Origin of the sequence: Streptomyces rhizoryzae (assembly GCF_023155275.1) — a bacterium.
In the GTDB taxonomy this organism is placed as follows: Bacteria; Actinomycetota; Actinomycetes; order Streptomycetales; family Streptomycetaceae; genus Streptomyces; species Streptomyces rhizoryzae.
In genome coordinates, this window is sequence record NZ_JALMUV010000068.1 from 11862 (window position 1) to 27861 (window position 16000).

Annotated in this window: 16 protein-coding genes; 7 read left to right on the forward strand and 9 right to left on the reverse strand. The window is 72.0% G+C overall.

The genetic code is table 11. From position 1 onward, the window contains the following. The first annotated feature begins 5 nt into the window (after positions 1–5). Positions 6–2693, forward strand: a complete 2688-nt coding sequence (locus MUU72_RS33005; RefSeq protein WP_248017154.1) for a KGGVGR-motif variant AAA ATPase — start codon at positions 6–8, stop codon at positions 2691–2693. Positions 2694–2748: 55 nt separating this feature from the next. Here the strand turns inward: MUU72_RS33005 and MUU72_RS33010 are convergent, their stop codons facing one another. Both MUU72_RS33010 and MUU72_RS33015 read right to left on the reverse strand, forming a co-directional pair. Further along, entirely contained in the window at positions 2749–2961 is a 213-nt protein-coding gene (locus tag MUU72_RS33010; RefSeq protein ID WP_248017138.1) for a DUF397 domain-containing protein, read from the reverse strand. Next, positions 2943–3776 (reverse strand): helix-turn-helix domain-containing protein, encoded by an 834-nt coding sequence (locus MUU72_RS33015; protein ID WP_248017139.1) that lies wholly within the window; start codon positions 3774–3776, stop codon positions 2943–2945. Before MUU72_RS33015 ends, MUU72_RS33010 begins: the two co-directional genes overlap by 19 nt. Positions 3777–3880: 104 nt before the next feature. On the opposite strand from MUU72_RS33015, the gene MUU72_RS33020 reads away from it, so the two are divergent. The 4 genes from MUU72_RS33020 (at position 3881) to MUU72_RS33035 (ending at position 6021) form a co-directional block, all read left to right on the forward strand. Further along, positions 3881–4078 carry a hypothetical protein gene (locus MUU72_RS33020; protein ID WP_248017140.1) on the forward strand — a complete coding sequence of 66 codons (198 nt, stop codon included), beginning with the start codon at positions 3881–3883 and terminating at the stop codon, positions 4076–4078. Next, positions 4075–4305, forward strand: a complete 231-nt coding sequence (locus tag MUU72_RS33025) for a hypothetical protein (protein WP_248017141.1) — start codon at positions 4075–4077, stop codon at positions 4303–4305. The genes MUU72_RS33020 and MUU72_RS33025 overlap by 4 nt, the downstream gene beginning before the upstream one ends. 36 nt (positions 4306–4341) lie before the next feature. Further along, positions 4342–5088 (forward strand): DNA repair protein RecO, encoded by a 747-nt coding sequence (gene recO / locus MUU72_RS33030; RefSeq protein WP_248017142.1) that lies wholly within the window; start codon positions 4342–4344, stop codon positions 5086–5088. Between the two features lie 114 nt (positions 5089–5202). Beyond that, a complete protein-coding gene (locus MUU72_RS33035) occupies positions 5203–6021 on the forward strand; it encodes an isoprenyl transferase (protein WP_248017143.1) in 819 nt (272 codons plus the stop codon). A 105-nt stretch (positions 6022–6126) separates the two neighbouring features. On the opposite strand, the gene MUU72_RS33040 is transcribed toward MUU72_RS33035, so the two are convergent. Together MUU72_RS33040 and MUU72_RS33045 are read right to left on the reverse strand one after the other, a co-directional pair. Beyond that, the gene (locus MUU72_RS33040; RefSeq protein WP_248017144.1) at positions 6127–7749 is read right to left on the reverse strand and encodes an amidohydrolase; all 1623 of its coding nucleotides are present in this window, start codon (positions 7747–7749) and stop codon (positions 6127–6129) included. Between the two features lie 41 nt (positions 7750–7790). Continuing rightward, positions 7791–8426 (reverse strand): TetR/AcrR family transcriptional regulator, encoded by a 636-nt coding sequence (locus MUU72_RS33045; RefSeq protein ID WP_248017145.1) that lies wholly within the window; start codon positions 8424–8426, stop codon positions 7791–7793. Between the two features lie 70 nt (positions 8427–8496). On the opposite strand from MUU72_RS33045, the gene MUU72_RS33050 reads away from it, so the two are divergent. Continuing rightward, on the forward strand, positions 8497–9957 hold the full coding sequence (locus MUU72_RS33050; RefSeq protein ID WP_248017146.1) for a purine-cytosine permease family protein: 1461 nt from the start codon (positions 8497–8499) through the stop codon (positions 9955–9957). Between the two features lie 19 nt (positions 9958–9976). Here MUU72_RS33050 and MUU72_RS33055 read toward each other — a convergent pair whose 3' ends face one another. The 4 genes from MUU72_RS33055 to MUU72_RS33070 all read right to left on the reverse strand — a co-directional run bounded on the left by MUU72_RS33055 (position 9977) and on the right by MUU72_RS33070 (position 13262). After that, positions 9977–10411 (reverse strand): Fur family transcriptional regulator, encoded by a 435-nt coding sequence (locus tag MUU72_RS33055; protein WP_248017147.1) that lies wholly within the window; start codon positions 10409–10411, stop codon positions 9977–9979. A gap of 125 nt (positions 10412–10536) precedes the next feature. Continuing rightward, positions 10537–11430 (reverse strand): metal ABC transporter permease, encoded by an 894-nt coding sequence (locus tag MUU72_RS33060; RefSeq protein WP_248017148.1) that lies wholly within the window; start codon positions 11428–11430, stop codon positions 10537–10539. Between the two features lie 12 nt (positions 11431–11442). Further along, the gene (locus MUU72_RS33065) at positions 11443–12252 is read right to left on the reverse strand and encodes a metal ABC transporter ATP-binding protein (protein ID WP_248017149.1); all 810 of its coding nucleotides are present in this window, start codon (positions 12250–12252) and stop codon (positions 11443–11445) included. 47 nt (positions 12253–12299) lie between these two features. Then, a complete protein-coding gene (locus MUU72_RS33070; RefSeq protein WP_248017150.1) occupies positions 12300–13262 on the reverse strand; it encodes a metal ABC transporter substrate-binding protein in 963 nt (320 codons plus the stop codon). A 222-nt stretch (positions 13263–13484) separates the two neighbouring features. On the opposite strand from MUU72_RS33070, the gene MUU72_RS33075 reads away from it, so the two are divergent. Beyond that, positions 13485–14867 (forward strand): glycine--tRNA ligase, encoded by a 1383-nt coding sequence (locus MUU72_RS33075; protein WP_248017151.1) that lies wholly within the window; start codon positions 13485–13487, stop codon positions 14865–14867. Positions 14868–15220: 353 nt separating this feature from the next. Here the strand turns inward: MUU72_RS33075 and MUU72_RS33080 are convergent, their stop codons facing one another. Then, positions 15221–15802: a TetR/AcrR family transcriptional regulator gene (locus MUU72_RS33080; RefSeq protein WP_248017152.1), complete on the reverse strand. Its 582-nt coding sequence runs from the start codon at positions 15800–15802 to the stop codon at positions 15221–15223. Positions 15803–16000: the final 198 nt, after the last annotated feature.

A 16000-nucleotide genomic window follows, 5' to 3' on the forward strand; every position in this document is an offset into this window, starting at 1 on the left:
GCGACATGGCGGGCAAGCTCTTCACCTGGGTCGACATCGATTCCCAACTGGCCGAAGCAGCGGTCGAGGGACGGTGGCCGCAGTGGCTGCTGGAGGTCGACGCCTGGTGGGACGGGATCGAGCTGACCGTTCTGCCGGGCACGCGGGCCGATGACGTCCGCACGTGGCTGGACGGCCAGTTCGGGCTCGGATCGACCGCGGACCAGGGGGCGGGCCTGGAGCTCGCCCTGGACCGTCCTGCCGCCCACACTCCTGCATCCCTTCCCGTGCGGCTGGCCGAGTCGGCCGATACCGGGCCGGTCCGCCGCCGCCCCAAACTCAGCGAACGCCGTATCACCTCCGAGCTGGGCGAGAGCCTGCCGCGCCCGGAATCCGCGCAATTCGCCGGCGATACCCAGCTGGTCGCCTTCCACTCCTTCAAAGGCGGTGTGGGACGCACCCTGCACGCCGTGGCACTCGCCGATCTCCTCGCCTCCCGGGGACAGCACGTGCTCCTCGTGGACGCGGACCTGGAGGCGCCCGGCATCACATGGATGTACCAGGCGCAGGGCGGCCGCTGCGACATCGCCTACGAGGACGTGCTGGCGCTGCTGCACTCCGCCAAGCAGGGGGACCCCGGTCCGGCGGTGGAGATCGCCGCCGCCTACCTGCCCAACCAACGCGTGTCCCGGTACCCGGGGACGGGCCGGGTCACCGTGCTCCCGGCCGGCCGCCGCACGCGCCTGGGGCCGCCGCGGATCGGGCCCGCCGACCTGCTGACCGAGGACCGCTCGCCCTACTTCCTCAGCGAGTCCCTGGCGGCCCTCGCGGTCGCCGCCGGTGCCGACACCGTTGTCCTGGACCTGCGGGCCGGGGCTTCCGAGCTGTCCGCGCCGATCCTGCTGGACCCCCGGGTGATGCGGGTGTTCGTGACCACGATCAGCAGCCAGTCCCTCCAGGGAACCGAAACCATGATCCGTCAGCTGGGGGCGCAGTCCCCCGCGGTGGCGGGGACGGACCCCACGCCCGGCGCGATCGTCACGCAGTACCGGCTCGACGTCCACGACGGTCACGCGGAGGAGGCCCGCGGCGGCCTGTCGGCGGCACTGTCGTCCACGCTCGCCCTGGCGGCGACGACCGCGGAACAGTACACCCCGGAAGACCTGGCGGTGGACGAGCAGGTCCTGACCAAGCCGGTGCTCAGCCCGTTCCGCGAGGAACTGCTGGCCCTTCCGCAGAGCTGGGACTCCGTCGTGGACGTCGTCCGCCGCTGCGGCCTGCCCGGCCTGCTCGACGAACTGGCCCCCGGCGCCGCCTCCGTGGCCGAGACGGGCGTTCCGGAACCGGCCACGCTGGACGGCCGTCGGCGGGCCCTGGAGAGCACCGCCCGCCGACTCGTCTTCGCCGAGCAGCGCGGGATGGATTCGGGCCTCGGATTCCTGACCACCGAGCCGGTGCGCCGGCTCATCGCGGACCACAGCACCGATCTCCCGGTGGCGGTGGTGGTGGGCGCGAAGGGCGCGGGCAAGACCTTCACCTTCGCCAGGATGTGCGCCGAGGGGTCCTGGGAGGAGTTCGCCCGGGAGAACGGTCAGAGTGTCGAGCGGGCCGCGCGGGTGGTTCCCGTCCTGGACCCCGCCAACCTCGCGGAGCCGCAGGCCGGTGTGGCGCCGTCACAGAAGCTCAGGGACCAGGCGGCGGGCGGGGCAGGCGTCACCGCGGCCGATATCCGCGACCATCTCAACGCCGGCCTGCGCGACGAGCGGGCCGAGGACCCGGAGTTCTGGCGGACCCGCTGGCTGGAGTGCCTGGCCCGGGCCGCCGGTGCCGAACCGGGCGTTCCCGCCGAGCAGTTCCTCCTCGACCGGACCCTGGACGCGTCCGGTTCCTGCCTCTTCATCATCGACGGCCTGGAGGACTGGCTGGAGTCGCTGGAGGGAGAGCCCAAGCGGATCGCGCTGCGGACGTTGCTGATGGAGGTTCCGGCCTGGCTCCGCCGGCTGCGCAACCGCTCGCTGGGCCTCGTGGTCTTCGTCCGCCAGGACCTGGTCCGCGGGGCGATCCGGCAGAACCTCGGCCAGTTCCTCGACCGCTACGCCTCCTACGAGCTGCGGTGGGACACCGAGGACGCGCTCCGGCTCGCCCTGTGGGTGGCGGTGAGCGCCGAAGCGGTGCAGGCCCCGGACCCGAGACTCCCGATCACCGATATGGGATACCACGAGATCGTCCAGGCGCTGCTTCCACTCTGGGGCGCGAAACTCGGGACGAGCAAGTCCCGCGAGGCGGGTACCGAGCGCTGGGTCCCCGCGGCCCTGGGGGACTTCAACCAGCAGATCCAGGCCCGCGATGTCGTCCGCTTCCTCTGCGAGGCGGCACGCGCCTCGGTGAGTGACGACCGCTGGCACGACAGGGTGCTGACGCCGGCCGCCATGCGTCACGCACTGGGGGTCTGTAGCCGGGAGAAGGTGGGGGAGATCAGCCAGGAGAACCCGCCCCTGGGAAAGCTCCTGCGGGACATGTCGCGCTACTCGGACTCGGTCCGGATGCCGTTCGACGCGGCGGACGTGGGTCTGAAGGCCGACGAGGTCGAAGCGCTGGAACAGTGGGGCGTGCTGTCCAGGGACGCGGACGGACGCTACCGCATGCCCGAGATCTACCGTCACGACCTCGGCTTCCGCACGGTGGGCAGGGCCAGGGTGGTCCGAGGGCTGTGAGGTAGCCGGCCCCGCCGCCCGGGGAAGGGCGACGGGGCCGGCTGTTCCGGTGACCTCAGCCGGTCGTCAGCTGCCCGCTCTTGACGGCGCCGATGAACGACGTCCACCCGTCGGCCGGAAACACGAGGGCCGGGCCCTCAGGGTCCTTGCTGTCACGGACGGGGACGAGGCCGGGGAGGCTGTCGGAGACCTCCAGGCAGTCGTCGTTGTTGTGCCCGCTGTAGGTGCTCTTGCGCCAGTTGGCAGTGCTCAGGTCGTGGTCGCGCATTGTCGGTAATCCTCCGCCGCCGATTCGATCAGGGCCAGGGATGCCTCCGGCGAGAGTGCCGCGGCCCTGATCAAATCGTAGTCCTGCTGTACCCGCTTCACTATGGCCGGATCGTCCAGCAGCGTCCCCGAATACACGGCCTCTGTATAGGCAGTTGGCGGAGCGTCCTCGAAGTCCATGAGCTTCAACATCTTCCCCATGGAGGGGTACGCGCCCGCAGAGAACGGGAGGAGCTGGACCAGGGCCTTGTGGTCGCGGATCAGTCGGACGATGTGGTCCAGCTGATCCGCCATGACGCCGGGGCTGCCCACCGGAGTGCGGAGGGCGGCCTCGTGCAGTACCACCCAATACACCGGCCCACCCCCGCTGTTGAAGACGACCGCGCGGTCCAGGCGTGACTGCACGCCTTCATCGAACGCCTCGTCCGGCGCGAACGGGCTGGCCGCCCGCATGAGGGCGCGCATGTACGGCTCGGTCTGAAGCAGGCCGGGCACGATCATCGGCGCGAACTCGCAGATCGTCGTCGCCAGCGGCTCCAGCTCCACCACCTTCGCGAAGTAATCCACATACCGCTGGTCGTCGATGAGTTTGCGCCACGTTCGCTCGAAAAAGCCGTCGGTTTGTAGCACCTGGTCGATGCGGATCGCGACGTCCAGTTGGGGGCGGCGGATCGCCTGCTCGAACTGGCCGATATAGCCGCCGGAGACGAACACCTTCTCGCCCAGCATCTCCTGGGTTAAGCCGGCGTTCTCGCGGTGGCGTTTGAGTTCTGCTCCCCAATACTCCCAGAGTACCTGGCGTGAGGCATTGGCCATGGTCTGCGTCCTTTCCCTGCCCGGCAGTTGCAGAGCCGGTCCTGTTGCCCAGGCTAGCTTCGGCGGGTCAGGCTTTTACCGCGAACGGTGAAAAGGAGCCGCTGATGGAAAACGACCGCGCCGAAGTGGAAAGCGTGATCATGGAATTGCGTGAAGTCTTGGCCCGGGCCGGCATCGTTCTGCCGTCCCTCGGATTCGATCCGGTGTCGTACGCGCACCGCACCATGCCCACCCTCGTGGAATTGGGCCGCTGCAATATCGACACCGCGCGGCGGCTGGCGAAGGCGCTGGGGGAGCGGTGACGGGCGCGCCCGCGGTCCCGGAATTCGGGACATACGTGGTGGACACCCGGGACGGGCGCGTGGGGCGGGTCGTCGGGCGGACGGCGAGCGGGCTGCGGCTGCGGCCGGTGGGGGGCGGGCCCGAGTGGGACTGTGCTCCGGCGGCGCTCCGGTGCGCCACCGCCGGGGAGCGGCTGCGGGCGGAGACCCGGTACGCCAACGCCCGCAGCCTCGGCGAGCGGGCCTGAGCGCGGCCGGTCCGCGCGGTGCGGGAGAATGGCGGCATGACTCTGTTCCGCGACGACGGCATCGTGCTGCGCACCCAGAAGCTGGGTGAGGCGGACCGGATCATCACGCTGCTCACCCGCGGCAACGGCCGGGTGCGGGCGGTGGCCCGCGGCGTACGGCGCACGAAGTCGAAGTTCGGCGCCCGGCTGGAGCCGTTCTCCCACGTGGACGTGCAGTTCTTCGCCCGCGGCGGGGAGCTGGTCGGGCGCGGGCTGCCGCTGTGCACGCAGAGTGAGACGATCGCCGCGTACGGTGGCGCGATCGTCACCGACTACGCCCGCTACACGGCCGGGACGGCCATGCTGGAGACCGCCGAGCGGTTCACCGACCACGAGGGCGAGCCGGCCGTCCAGCAGTACCTGCTGCTGGTCGGCGGGTTGCGGACGCTGGCCAACGGGGAGCACGCCCCGCACCTGGTGCTGGACGCGTTCCTGCTGCGCTCGCTGGCGGTGAACGGCTACGCGCCGAGCTTCGACGCCTGTGCGCGGTGCGGAATGCCCGGTCCGAACCGGTTCTTCTCGGTGGGGTCGGGCGGCGTGGTGTGCGGTGACTGCCGGGTGCCCGGAAGCGTCGTACCCTCCTCGGAGGCCATCGGGCTGCTGGGCGCGCTGCTGACCGGCGACTGGGCGACCGCGGACGCCTGCGAGGCCCGGCACGTCCGGGAGGGCAGCGGCCTGGTCGCGGCCTATCTCCAGTGGCATCTGGAGCGCGGGCTGCGCTCGCTCCGCTACGTGGAGAAATAACCTGGCGGGGAAAAGGGCGTGCGCCGCGCGGTCCCGGCCGCCGGTGCGCCGGCCGACCGGCCGGCGGAAAACCGAACACACCGTCCACCCATATTGCATAGGAGACTGGGGCGCATGGCAGTACGCGGGATTCTGGGGCGCAACCGACGTGAATACCAGACGCCCGAGCCGCATCCCTCCGGTGCGCGGCCGCCGAGGATCCCCGGCGAGCTCGTACCGAACCACGTCGCCATCGTGATGGACGGCAACGGGCGGTGGGCGAAGGAGCGCGGGCTGCCGCGCACGGAGGGCCACAAGGTCGGTGAGGGCGTCGTCCTGGACGTCCTGCGCGGCTGCATCGAGATGGGCGTGAAGAACCTCTCGCTCTACGCCTTCTCCACCGAGAACTGGAAGCGGTCGCCGGACGAGGTGCGCTTCCTGATGAATTTCAACCGCGATGTGATCCGCCGGCGCCGGGACGAAATGGATGCGCTGGGTATCCGTATCCGGTGGGTCGGGCGGATGCCGAAATTGTGGAAGTCGGTCGTCCAGGAGCTCCAGATCGCCCAGGAGCAGACCAAGAACAATGACGCGATGACGCTGTACTTCTGCGTGAATTACGGCGGCCGGGCGGAGATCGCGGACGCCGCGGCGGCCATCGCGGCGGACGTCCGGGCCGGGAAGCTGGACCCGTCGAAGGTCAACGAGAAGACCGTCGCCAAGTACATGTACTACCCGGACATGCCGGACGTGGACCTGTTCGTGCGGCCGTCCGGTGAGCAGCGCACCTCCAACTACCTGATCTGGCAGAGCGCCTACGCCGAGATGGTGTTCCAGGACATTCTCTGGCCGGATTTCGATCGCCGGAACCTCTGGGACGCGTGCCTGGAGTACGCCAAGCGGGACCGCCGGTTCGGGGCGGCGCCGCTGGAGGCGGGCGAGACGGCGACCTGAGCCGGGCCGCACGGACCCGGTGGACGCTTCCACGGGCCGCTTCCCTTCGCGGGGAGGCGGCCCGTCGGCGTCACCCGGCGGCGTCCGGCCCGGCGTCCGGCCCGGTCACAGGCGTGCGTCGCGGTGGGTCGGGCGGCCGTCGAGGACGGTGAGCAGGACCGGCAGCTCCGGCAGGTCGGTGGCGGGGGTGGTGAGCGGGTCGCCGCCGAGGGCGGTGAGGTCGGCGCGGTGGCCGGGGGCGAGGCGGCCGGCCCGGTCCTCCTCGCCGGCCGCGCGGGCGGCGTGCACGGTCATGCCCCGCAGGGCCTCCAGCGCGGTCAGTGCCTGCTCGGGGCCGTGCGGGGGCAGGGTGAGGTCGCGGGTGGGGCGGCGGTGGCGGGCGCCGGCCATCACGCCCAGCGGCGGGTAGGGGGCGATCGGCCAGTCGGAGCCGAGGACCACGGTGGCGCCGGAGTCCACCAGGTCGCGGCAGCGCCAGGCGCGGGCGGCGCGCTCCTCGCCGAGCCGCCGGGACCAGTTGTCGGTGTGGTCGGCGCGGGTGAAGTCGCAGCAGTGGGTGGGCTGCATGGAGGCGACCACGTCCAGCTCGGCGAAGCGGCGCAGGGTGTCGTCGGGCACCGTCTCGATGTGCTCGACGCGGTGCCGGACGCCGGTGGTGCCGGTGGCGCGGGCCTTCTCGACGGCGTCCAGGACGTGCCGGACGGCGGCGTCGCCGATGGCGTGGGTGGCGGTGGGCACCCCGGCCGCGTGCAGCTGCCCGATGATCCGGGTGTAGGCGTCGGGGTCGGGCCAGAAGGCGTGCGTGGACTCGCCGTGGCAGTCGGGGCGTTCGAGCCAGGCCGTGCCGTTGTCGATGGTGCCGTCCATGAAGAGCTTGACGCCCGCGGTGCGCCACAGCCGGCCGCCGGTGCCCTGCTGGTCGATGAGGGCGCGGACCCCGTCGGCGCCGGTGCCGGGCTGGCACCAGGGCGCGACCCGCAGCCGCAGCGGCAGCTCGCCGGCCGCGTCCAGCTCCGCGTAGAAGGCGAGGCTGTCCCCGTTGGCGTCCATGGCGTGGCCGCCGGTCAGGCCGGCCGCGGCCATCGCGCGCAGCGCGGCGGCCAGCCGGTCGCGGCGCTCGGTGCGGGTGGGCTGCGGGGCGGCCCGTTCGACCAGTTCGCAGGCGGCGTCCTCCAGCAGCAGGCCGGTCGGGCGGCCCGCCGCGTCGCAGACGATCTCCGACGCCTGGTCGAAGGTGCGCGGGCCGTCGACACCGGCGAGTTCCAGGGCGCGCGGGCTGGCCAGCATCGAGTGCGCGTCGAAGAGCTGGAGCAGGGCGGGGATGCCGTCGAGGACCGGCGCGAGGGCGGCGGCCTCGACGGGGCGGCCGCCGAAGACGTTGGGGTCCAGGCCCCAGCCGTGCAGCCAGGCGCCGGGGGCGAGGGCGGCGGCCTCGCGGGCCAGTGCGTCGCGGACCGCGGGCAGGTCGGTGCAGCCGGACAGGTCCAGGCCGTGGGTGAGTTCGGCGCCGTGCACCGGGTGCAGATGGCCGTCGGTGAGGCCGGGGGTGACCACCGCGCCCTTGAGGTCGAGCACGGTGGTGGCGGGGCCGGCGAGCGCGCGGATCTCGCGGTCGTCGCCGAGGGCGGTGATCTTCCCGTCCGCCGCGGCCAGGGCGGTCTCCGGCAGGAAGGCGCCGGTGGCCGGGTCGAGCAGGCGGGCGGAGAGCAGGACGAGGTCGGCGGGCACGGGGGCTCCTGGGAGGCGGGATGACTGCGGGGGCGGTCGGGTCAGTCGTTGCGGGGCCGCAACGACCCGGCGGGCAGGCCGAGTTCGCGTTCGGCGGTGGTGAAGGCCAGCAGGAACGACTCGGCGGGGTGCTCGCTGGTGTCGGTGTTGGCGTGCGCACCGAGGCCGTCGAGCACCACGAGGATCCAGATCGCCGCCATCAGCGGGTCCTTGGCGTGGAACTCGCCGCACTCGACGCCCTCGCGGACGAGATCGCCGAGGCGGCCGCGCCAGGCGGCCTCCTGGGCGGCGACCCGTTCGCGGAGCAGGGGGCGGTAGCGGCTGAGGTGGCGGGCGTTGATCCACAGGCGGCTGATGGCGTCGTACGCCTCGCCGGTGGTGCGGGCGAGGAAGCGGGCCATCCGCGCGGTCGGGGTCTCGCCGGGGGCCGCGGGCGGCAGCAGCCCGTCCAGTTCGCCGGTGGCGGCGCTGCCGAACGCCTCCGCCACCAGCTCCTCGGCGGACGGGAAGTAGTGGCTGATCAGGCCGGGGCGGACGCCGAGGTCCTCGCCGATCCGCCGCAGGGTGATGCCTTCCAGGCCGTCGGTGAGGGCGACGGTGGCCGCGGCCTCGACGATTTCGGCCCGCCGGGTGGCCGGGTCTTTCCGGATGCGTGTGCGCGGAACCCTTGACGACATACCCCGGAGGCTATTGAGTGTGCGACCAATAAGCAACCAGGTCGGTCAACGACCCGTTCCCGGAGGGCCCATGGCGTCCACGATCCCCGATCCGTGCACCGGCAGCGACGGCAGATCCCAGGCAGCCGGGCCGGCCCCGGACCGCCCCGGCCGGGTCGAGGCGCACGGCATCGACCACATCCCCGACGGGGAACGCCACGGCCGCCCCCGCGCGCTGTTCTCCGTCTGGGCCGCGGCCAACGTCAATTACCTGAACCTCGTGGTCGGCGGCGCGCTGATCCTCATGGGACTGACCCTGGGGCAGGCCCTCGCGGTGATCGTCGTCGGCAACCTCCTGTGGGTCGTCACCGGCCTCCTCGCAGCTCCCGGCCCGGCCGCCGGCGCCCCCAGCGAAGTGATCACCCGCGCCCTCTACGGCGTCCTCGGCAACCGCGTGAACAACGCGGTCACCGGCTGGCTGATCTCGGTCAGCTACGTCGCCCTCAACCTCGCCGCCGCGGCCGGCTCCGCCTTCTCGCTCGTCGCGCGCACCGGACTGCCGCTGACCACCCCCGTCAAGGTCATCGTCGTCGTGGCCATCGCCGCGGTCACCCTCACCATCAGCGTCTACGGGCACGCGCTGATCGTGAAGCTCTACACCCCGATCACCCTCGTGCTGACCGCCGCCTTCGCGGTCGTCGCCTGGGCCGTGGCCACCCACGCCGACCTCGGCTACCGGCCCGCCCACCCGCTGTCCGGCACCGCCCTGTGGGCCGCCCTGCTCACCGGGACGACGCTGATGGCCTCGGGGCCGCTGTCGTACACCACCAGCGCCGACTTCTCCCGCTACCTGCCGCGCACCACCTCGCCGTACGCGGTGATCGGCTGGACCGCGCTCGGCGGCTTCCTGCCCGGGGTGGTGGTGTGCTCGCTGGGCGCGTTCGCGGCCACCGCGGTGGACATGACCGACCCGCAGACCGGGCTCCCGCGCATCCTGCCCGGGTGGTTCACACCGCTCTTCCTGCTCGCCCTCGTGCTCGGCACGATCGCGCTCAACGCGCTGACCGCGTACAGCGCCGGGCTCGCACTCCAGGCCGTGGGGCTGCGCATCCGCCGCTCGGTCAGCGTCCTCGCGGACGGCGCGGTCGCGGTCGGGCTGACCCTCTACGCGCTGCTGGTCTCCAACTTCCTCGACACCGTCAACGACGTGCTCCAGCTGACCGTCGTCCTGCTCGGCCCGTGCAGTGCCGTCTACGCCGCGGACATCGTGCTGCGCCGCAACCGCTACGACGGGCGGGCGCTGTGCGACGAGAGCCGGGGCGGGCCGTTCTGGTACACGGGCGGCTTCCACCTGCGCGGGGTGGCGGCGCTGGCCGGCGGGGTGGCGGCGTCCGCGCTGTGCGTCGGGACGCTCTACACGGGGCCCGTAGCGGCCGCGCTGGGCGGGATCGACCTCGCCCTGCCGGCCGGGATGGCGGTGTCGGCCGTCCTCTACGCCGTGCTGCCGGGCCGGCCGCGCAGCGGGGACCGCACCGCCGACCGGACCGGCTGAGGGCGCCGGCCGGGAACCGTCAGACGCCGCGCGGGGACTCCGCGGCGTCCGCGCACTCCCCGCAGGTCCCGAAGATCTCCACGGTGTGCGCCACATCGCGGAAGCCGTGCTCGGTGGCGATCTGGTCGGCCCACTTCTCCACCGCCGGGCCCTCGACCTCCACGGCCTTGCCGCAGCCGCGGCACACCAGGTGGTGGTGGTGGTCGTCGGTGCTGCACCGGCGGTAGACGGCCTCACCGTCGCTGGTGCGCAGCACATCGACCTCACCGGCGTCGGCGAGGGACTGGAGCGTGCGGTAGACGGTGGTCAGCCCCACCGAGTCGCCCCGGTGCTTGAGCATGTCGTGCAGCTCCTGCGCACTGCGGAACTCGTTGACCTCGTCGAGTGCGGCCGAAACCGCGGTGCGCTGCCGCGTCGACCGGCCGCGGACCGGAGAACCCGCGCTCGTCGCCACCGTTGCCTCCCTAGGACGTCAGGACTTCTCCCGCGCATGCGTTTGGCCATTGTGCCAGGTGATGACCGGAAGCCCTGTTTGGTTCTTACAGCTACCTCTCCGTGCGTCCCCCGGGAGGCCGGCCGTCACACCCGGACGTCGTCCTCGGCGGGCCGGCCGCCCGGTACCTCCAGGGTGCATCCCTTCCCGGCCGCCGCGGGGGTCCCGGCGCGCTTTCTGGCCAACGGCGCGGCCAGCGCGGTGAACGCCACGAACAGCGCGATGGCGAACAGCACGATGGTCGCGCCGGAGGGCACGTCGACGTAGTACGAGGCGGTGGTGCCGGTCAGCGTCACGGCCACGCCGATGCCCACCGCGGTCGCGAAGGTCACCGCGAAGCTCCGGCTGATCTGCTGGGCGGCCGCGACCGGGATCACCATCAGCGCGCTGACCAGCAGCAGGCCGACCACCCGCATGGCGACCGTGACGGTCACCGCGGCGGTCACCGCGATCAGGAGGTTCAGCAGCCGCACCGGCAGGCCGGTCACGCGGGCGAACTCCTCGTCCTGGCAGACCGCGAACAGCTGGCGGCGCAGCCCGATCGTGATCGCCAGCACCAGCGCGGCCAGCACGTAGATCGTCGTCATGTCCTGCGGTGAGACGGTGGTGATCGAACCGAACAGGTACGTCCCGAGGTTGGCGCTGGAGCCGGCGTCGGAGAGGTTCATCAGCATCACACCGCCGGCCATACCGCCGTAGAACAGCATGGCCAGCGCCAGGTCGCCGCGGGTCTTGCCGTACCAGCGGATCAGCTCCATGACCACCGAGCCGGCGACCGCGACGGCGGTGGCCATCCACACCGGGCTGCTGTTGAGCAGGAAGCCCAGGCCGACGCCGGTCAGCGCGACGTGGCCGATACCGTCGCCCATCAGGGCCTGGCGGCGCTGGACGAGGTAGATGCCGATGGCGGGCGCGGTGATGCCGACGATCAGCGCGGCGATCAGCGCCCGCTGCATGAAGGCGTAGCTGAGGATTTCCATGAGGGCGGGCCCCTAGCTGAGCAGGCCGGTGCGGAGCGGCTCCGCGGCGGCGTCGGCGTGCGGGTGGACGTGGTCGTGGCCGGGCAGCGCGTGCTGGCCGACCGCCTCGGGCGGCGGGCCGTCGTGGACGACGCAGCCGTCCCGCAGCACCACCGCGCGGTCGATCAGCGGCTCCAGCGGCCCCAGTTCGTGCAGGACCAGCAGGACCGTGGCGCCCCGGCCGACCTGCTCGCGCAGCGCCGCGGCCAGCACCTCCTGGCTGGCCAGGTCGACGCCGGCCATCGGCTCGTCCATGATCAGCAGGTCCGGTTCGCCCGCCAGCGCGCGGGCTATCAGCACCCGTTGGTGCTGTCCGCCGGACAGCGCGTTGACGGAGTCCTTGAGCCGGTCCGCCATCCCGACCAGCTCCAGCGCGCGGTGCACCGCGGCCCGGTCGGCCTTGCGCAGGATGCCCAGCTTCGTACGGGCCAGCCGGCCGGCGGTGACCACCTCGCGGACCGTGGCGGGCACCCCGCCGGCCGCGGTGGTGCGCTGCGGTACGTAGCCGATCCGCGCCCACTGCCGGAAGCGGCGGAACGGCGTCCCGAAGAGCGCCAGTTCGCCGCCGGTCAGCGGGACCTGGCCGATCACCGAGCGGACCGCGGTGGACTTCCCGGACCCGTTGGCGCCGAGCAGGGCGACGACCTCGCCGGGCCGCACGGTCAGATCGACCCCGCGCAGCACCGGGCGCCCGCCCAGCGACGCGGTGGCGCCGCGCAGCTCGATCACGGGCCGGTCCTCGGGGGCGGCCCGGTCCACGCCGGGCCGGTCGGTGTCCTTCATCAGCTGGCCTCCGTCGTGCGGGGTCGGGGCGAAAGCGGCGGTGCGGCTCACTTGGCGCCGAGCGCCTTCTGGAGCGCGGCGAGGTTGGCGCGCTGCACGGAGAAGTAGTCGGTGCCGCGGGAATGGGCGGTGATGCCCTCCAGCGGGTCCAGCACGTCGGTCTTCAGGTGCAGGTCGCCGGCGAGGGTTTTGGCGGTGGCCGGGTTGGCCAGCGTCTCGAAGAACACCGTGGAGACGTGGTGCGACGCGGCGAGGGTGTGCAGCTGCTTGATGCGGTTGGCGCTGGGCTCGGACTCCGGGTCCAGGCCGCTGATCGCCTCCTCGGTCAGCCCGTACCGCTCGGCGAGGTAGCCGAAGGCGGCGTGGGTGGTGACGAAGGTGTCCGAGGTGCGGTTCCTCAGCCCGTCCGCGAACTCCTTGTTCAGCGCGTCCAGCTTCGTGACCAGGGCGTCGGTGTTCTTCTGGTAGTCGGCCCGGTGGTCGGGGTCGGCGGCCGCGAGGGTCTTGTTGACGCCCTTGGCGACCTCGGCGAACTTCACCGGGTCCAGCCAGACGTGCGGGTCGCGGCCCGGCTCGGCCTCCGAGTCGGAGTGGTTGTCGCCGGTGGTGTGGTGGTGCCCGTCCACCTCGGTGCCGTGCGTCTCGGTGGCGGTCAGCTCGGCGGCGTCGGCGATGTGCCGCACACCGGACTGGGCGACCGAGTCGTCCACGGCGGGCTGGAGGCCCTTGAGGTAGACGATCGCGCCGGACTCGTCGAGCTGCGCGGTCTGCTTGGCGGTGAGCGTCAGGTCGTGCGGCTCGACGCCCGGCTTGGTGAGGTTGGACACCTCGACGTGGGACCCGCCGATCTGCTCGGCGAGGAACTGCATCGGATAGAACGAGGCCGTCACCCGCAGCTTGCCGTCGTCGGTCCGCCCGGAGGCGGTGGGGGAGCACGCGGACAGACCCAGCAGGCCGAGGACCACGGCTCCGGCGACGGCCGCGGTGCATATGTGAGGGCGTACGTTCATGACAGTCATTTTCAACAAACATGGAAATGATTGTCAACAAAGTGCGGGCGAGGTCACAGGGCGAACGGAAGCGGCCGGAAGCGATCCGTAACCGATTTGGTCCGGGGGGTACGCCCGCCGCTACCCTGAACTATTCGCTCGCGCGATCCCTGAGCAGCACCCTTCGTCGAGGCGCTCCGCGCCCCCTAATCCCCCGTCCGACGTCGTACTGAAGAGAGCACCGTGGCCGCCGACAAGATCGATACCATCGTCAGCCTGAGCAAGCGCCGTGGCTTCGTCTACCCCTGCAGTGAGATCTACGGCGGATCCCGCGCTGCCTGGGACTACGGTCCCCTCGGCGTCGAGCTCAAGGAGAACATCAAGCGCCAGTGGTGGCGCGCCATGGTCACCTCCCGCGAGGACGTCGTCGGCATCGACTCGTCGGTGATCCTGGCCCCCGAGGTGTGGCAGGCGTCCGGCCACGTCGCCACCTTCACCGACCCGCTCACCGAGTGCACCTCCTGCCACAAGCGCTTCCGCGCCGACCACCTGGAGGAGGCGTACGAGGCCAAGCACGGCAAGCTCCCCGAGAACGGCCTCGCCGACATCAACTGCCCGCACTGCGGCAACAAGGGCGGCTTCACCGAGCCCAAGCAGTTCTCCGGCCTGCTCTCCACCCACCTCGGCCCCTCGCAGGACACCGCCTCCGTCGCGTACCTGCGCCCCGAGACCGCCCAGGGCATCTTCACCAACTTCGCCCAGGTCCAGCAGACCTCCCGCAAGAAGCCGCCGTTCGGCATCGCGCAGATGGGCAAGTCCTTCCGGAACGAGATCACGCCGGGCAACTTCATCTTCCGCACCCGCGAGTTCGAGCAGATGGAGATGGAGTTCTTCGTCAAGCCGGGCGAGGACGAGCAGTGGCACGAGTACTGGATGGAGCAGCGCTGGAACTGGTACCGCGACCTGGGCCTGCGCGAGGAGAACGTCCGGTGGTACGAGCACCCCAAGGAGAAGCTCTCCCACTACTCCAAGCGCACCGCTGACATCGAGTACCGCTTCCAGTTCGGCGGCTCGGAGTGGGGCGAGCTGGAGGGCGTCGCCAACCGCACCGACTACGACCTGTCGGCGCACGCCAAGGCGTCCGGCCAGGACCTCTCCTACTTCGACCAGGAGGCCGGCGAGCGCTACACCCCGTTCGTCATCGAGCCGGCGGCCGGTGTCGGCCGCACCATGCTGGCCTTCCTCCTCGACGCCTACACCGAGGACGAGGCGCCGAACGCCAAGGGCAAGCTGGAGAAGCGCACGGTGCTGCGCCTAGACCCGCGCCTGTCCCCGGTGAAGGTCGCGGTCCTCCCGCTCTCCCGCAACCCGCAGCTCTCGCCCAAGGCCAAGGGGCTCGCCGCGGACCTGCGGAAGTTCTGGAACATCGAGTTCGACGACGCCGGCGCCATCGGCCGCCGCTACCGCCGCCAGGACGAGATCGGTACCCCGTTCTGCGTCACCGTCGACTTCGACACCCTCGACGACAACGCCGTCACGGTGCGCGAGCGCGACACCATGAAGCAGGAGCGGGTCAGCCTCGACCAGATCCAGTCGTACCTGGGTGCCCGCTTGCTCGGCTGCTGATCCGGCCTGCGGCCGGGGGATGCCGGGTCAGGGGCGCGGGCCGTGGGCCCGCGGCCGTGGAGCCGGCGGCCGTGGAGCCGGCGGCCCGGTGGGTCTGGGGCCGGCCCGGTGGTGTGTACGCGTGAACGCCGCTGGTCCTCGGTTCGTCCGGGGGCCGGCGGCGTTCGTGTCGGGGTGTTGGGACGCGCGGGGCGTGGGCGGGTGCGGGTGCGGGTGCTCGCGTGCGTGCGTCCTGCGCTGGGCGGGTGCGGGTGCTGTCGGTGCCTGCGGGCGCGGGGCGCTCGGGTCGGCGGGGCCGCAGGGTCTCGGCTGCGCAAGGGCTCGGCTGCGCAGGGTCTCGGCTGCGCCGGGGCTCAGTTCCGCAGCCCTCGGAGCACCAGTTCGCGGACCGCCTCGAAGTCCTCGCCGATCTCCGGGCGGGACCACTCCGCCGCGTAGCACGGGTCGTGGAAGCGGCTGGTGGCGCCGAACACGGCGTGCGCGGCGGTGGCCGGCGAGGCGGCCTGGAACGTGCCCTCGGCCACCCCGGCGTCGATGATCTCCGCCAGCTGCGCCTCCAGATCGGTGATGTGCCGGTCCACCACCCCGCCGCTCTCCCCGATCAACGTCATGTAGGTCGCGAAGAGTTCGGGGTCGTCCCCCGCCTTGTGCCGCTTGGCCTCGAACAGGGCGGCCAGCCAGCGCCGCAGCCGGTCCTCGGCCGGCCCCTCCGCCCCCGCGATCCGCGCCAGCTCCTGGCTCGTCCGGTCCAGCCAGCGCGCGGTGACCGCCTCCCGCAGCGCCGTCTTCGTACGGAAGTGGCGGTAGACGCTGCCGTGGCTGACCCCCAACGCCCGCGCGACATCCACCACCGTCGCCTTCGCCGGCCCGTACCGGCGCAGCACCTCCTCGGTGGCTTCCAGAATCCGCTCAGGCGTCAACGTCTCGGGGGGCATGGTGAGGGCCGGCCTTTCCGGGGAGGCGGGATGCGCTTACCCCTTGACGGTACCGGGCCCCTGCGCGTGGCTTTTGGCCTCCCACGTTGTCGGCTTTCCCGCCGTGGGGGTTCTTTCCGTTGCGCCTGCGGCGCGTTGCGTTGCCGCTGCGCGGGGCTTTCGGGGTGCGGTGACGGGCCTGCGGGGGTGGTGTGCCGG

Excerpts from the sequence above, each read along its gene's own strand:
- MUU72_RS33005 (WP_248017154.1), top strand. The coding sequence starts at position 6 with ATGGCGGGCAAGCTCTTCACCTGGGTCGACATCGATTCCCAACTGGCC.
- MUU72_RS33010 (WP_248017138.1), bottom strand. The coding sequence starts at position 2,961 with ATGCGCGACCACGACCTGAGCACTGCCAACTGGCGCAAGAGCACCTAC.
- MUU72_RS33015 (WP_248017139.1), bottom strand. The coding sequence starts at position 3,776 with ATGGCCAATGCCTCACGCCAGGTACTCTGGGAGTATTGGGGAGCAGAA.
- MUU72_RS33020 (WP_248017140.1), top strand. The coding sequence starts at position 3,881 with ATGGAAAACGACCGCGCCGAAGTGGAAAGCGTGATCATGGAATTGCGT.
- recO (WP_248017142.1), top strand. The coding sequence starts at position 4,342 with ATGACTCTGTTCCGCGACGACGGCATCGTGCTGCGCACCCAGAAGCTG.
- MUU72_RS33035 (WP_248017143.1), top strand. The coding sequence starts at position 5,203 with ATGGCAGTACGCGGGATTCTGGGGCGCAACCGACGTGAATACCAGACG.
- MUU72_RS33045 (WP_248017145.1), bottom strand. The coding sequence starts at position 8,426 with ATGTCGTCAAGGGTTCCGCGCACACGCATCCGGAAAGACCCGGCCACC.
- MUU72_RS33050 (WP_248017146.1), top strand. The coding sequence starts at position 8,497 with ATGGCGTCCACGATCCCCGATCCGTGCACCGGCAGCGACGGCAGATCC.
- MUU72_RS33060 (WP_248017148.1), bottom strand. The coding sequence starts at position 11,430 with ATGGAAATCCTCAGCTACGCCTTCATGCAGCGGGCGCTGATCGCCGCG.
- MUU72_RS33065 (WP_248017149.1), bottom strand. The coding sequence starts at position 12,252 with ATGAAGGACACCGACCGGCCCGGCGTGGACCGGGCCGCCCCCGAGGAC.
- MUU72_RS33070 (WP_248017150.1), bottom strand. The coding sequence starts at position 13,262 with ATGAACGTACGCCCTCACATATGCACCGCGGCCGTCGCCGGAGCCGTG.
- MUU72_RS33080 (WP_248017152.1), bottom strand. The coding sequence starts at position 15,802 with ATGCCCCCCGAGACGTTGACGCCTGAGCGGATTCTGGAAGCCACCGAG.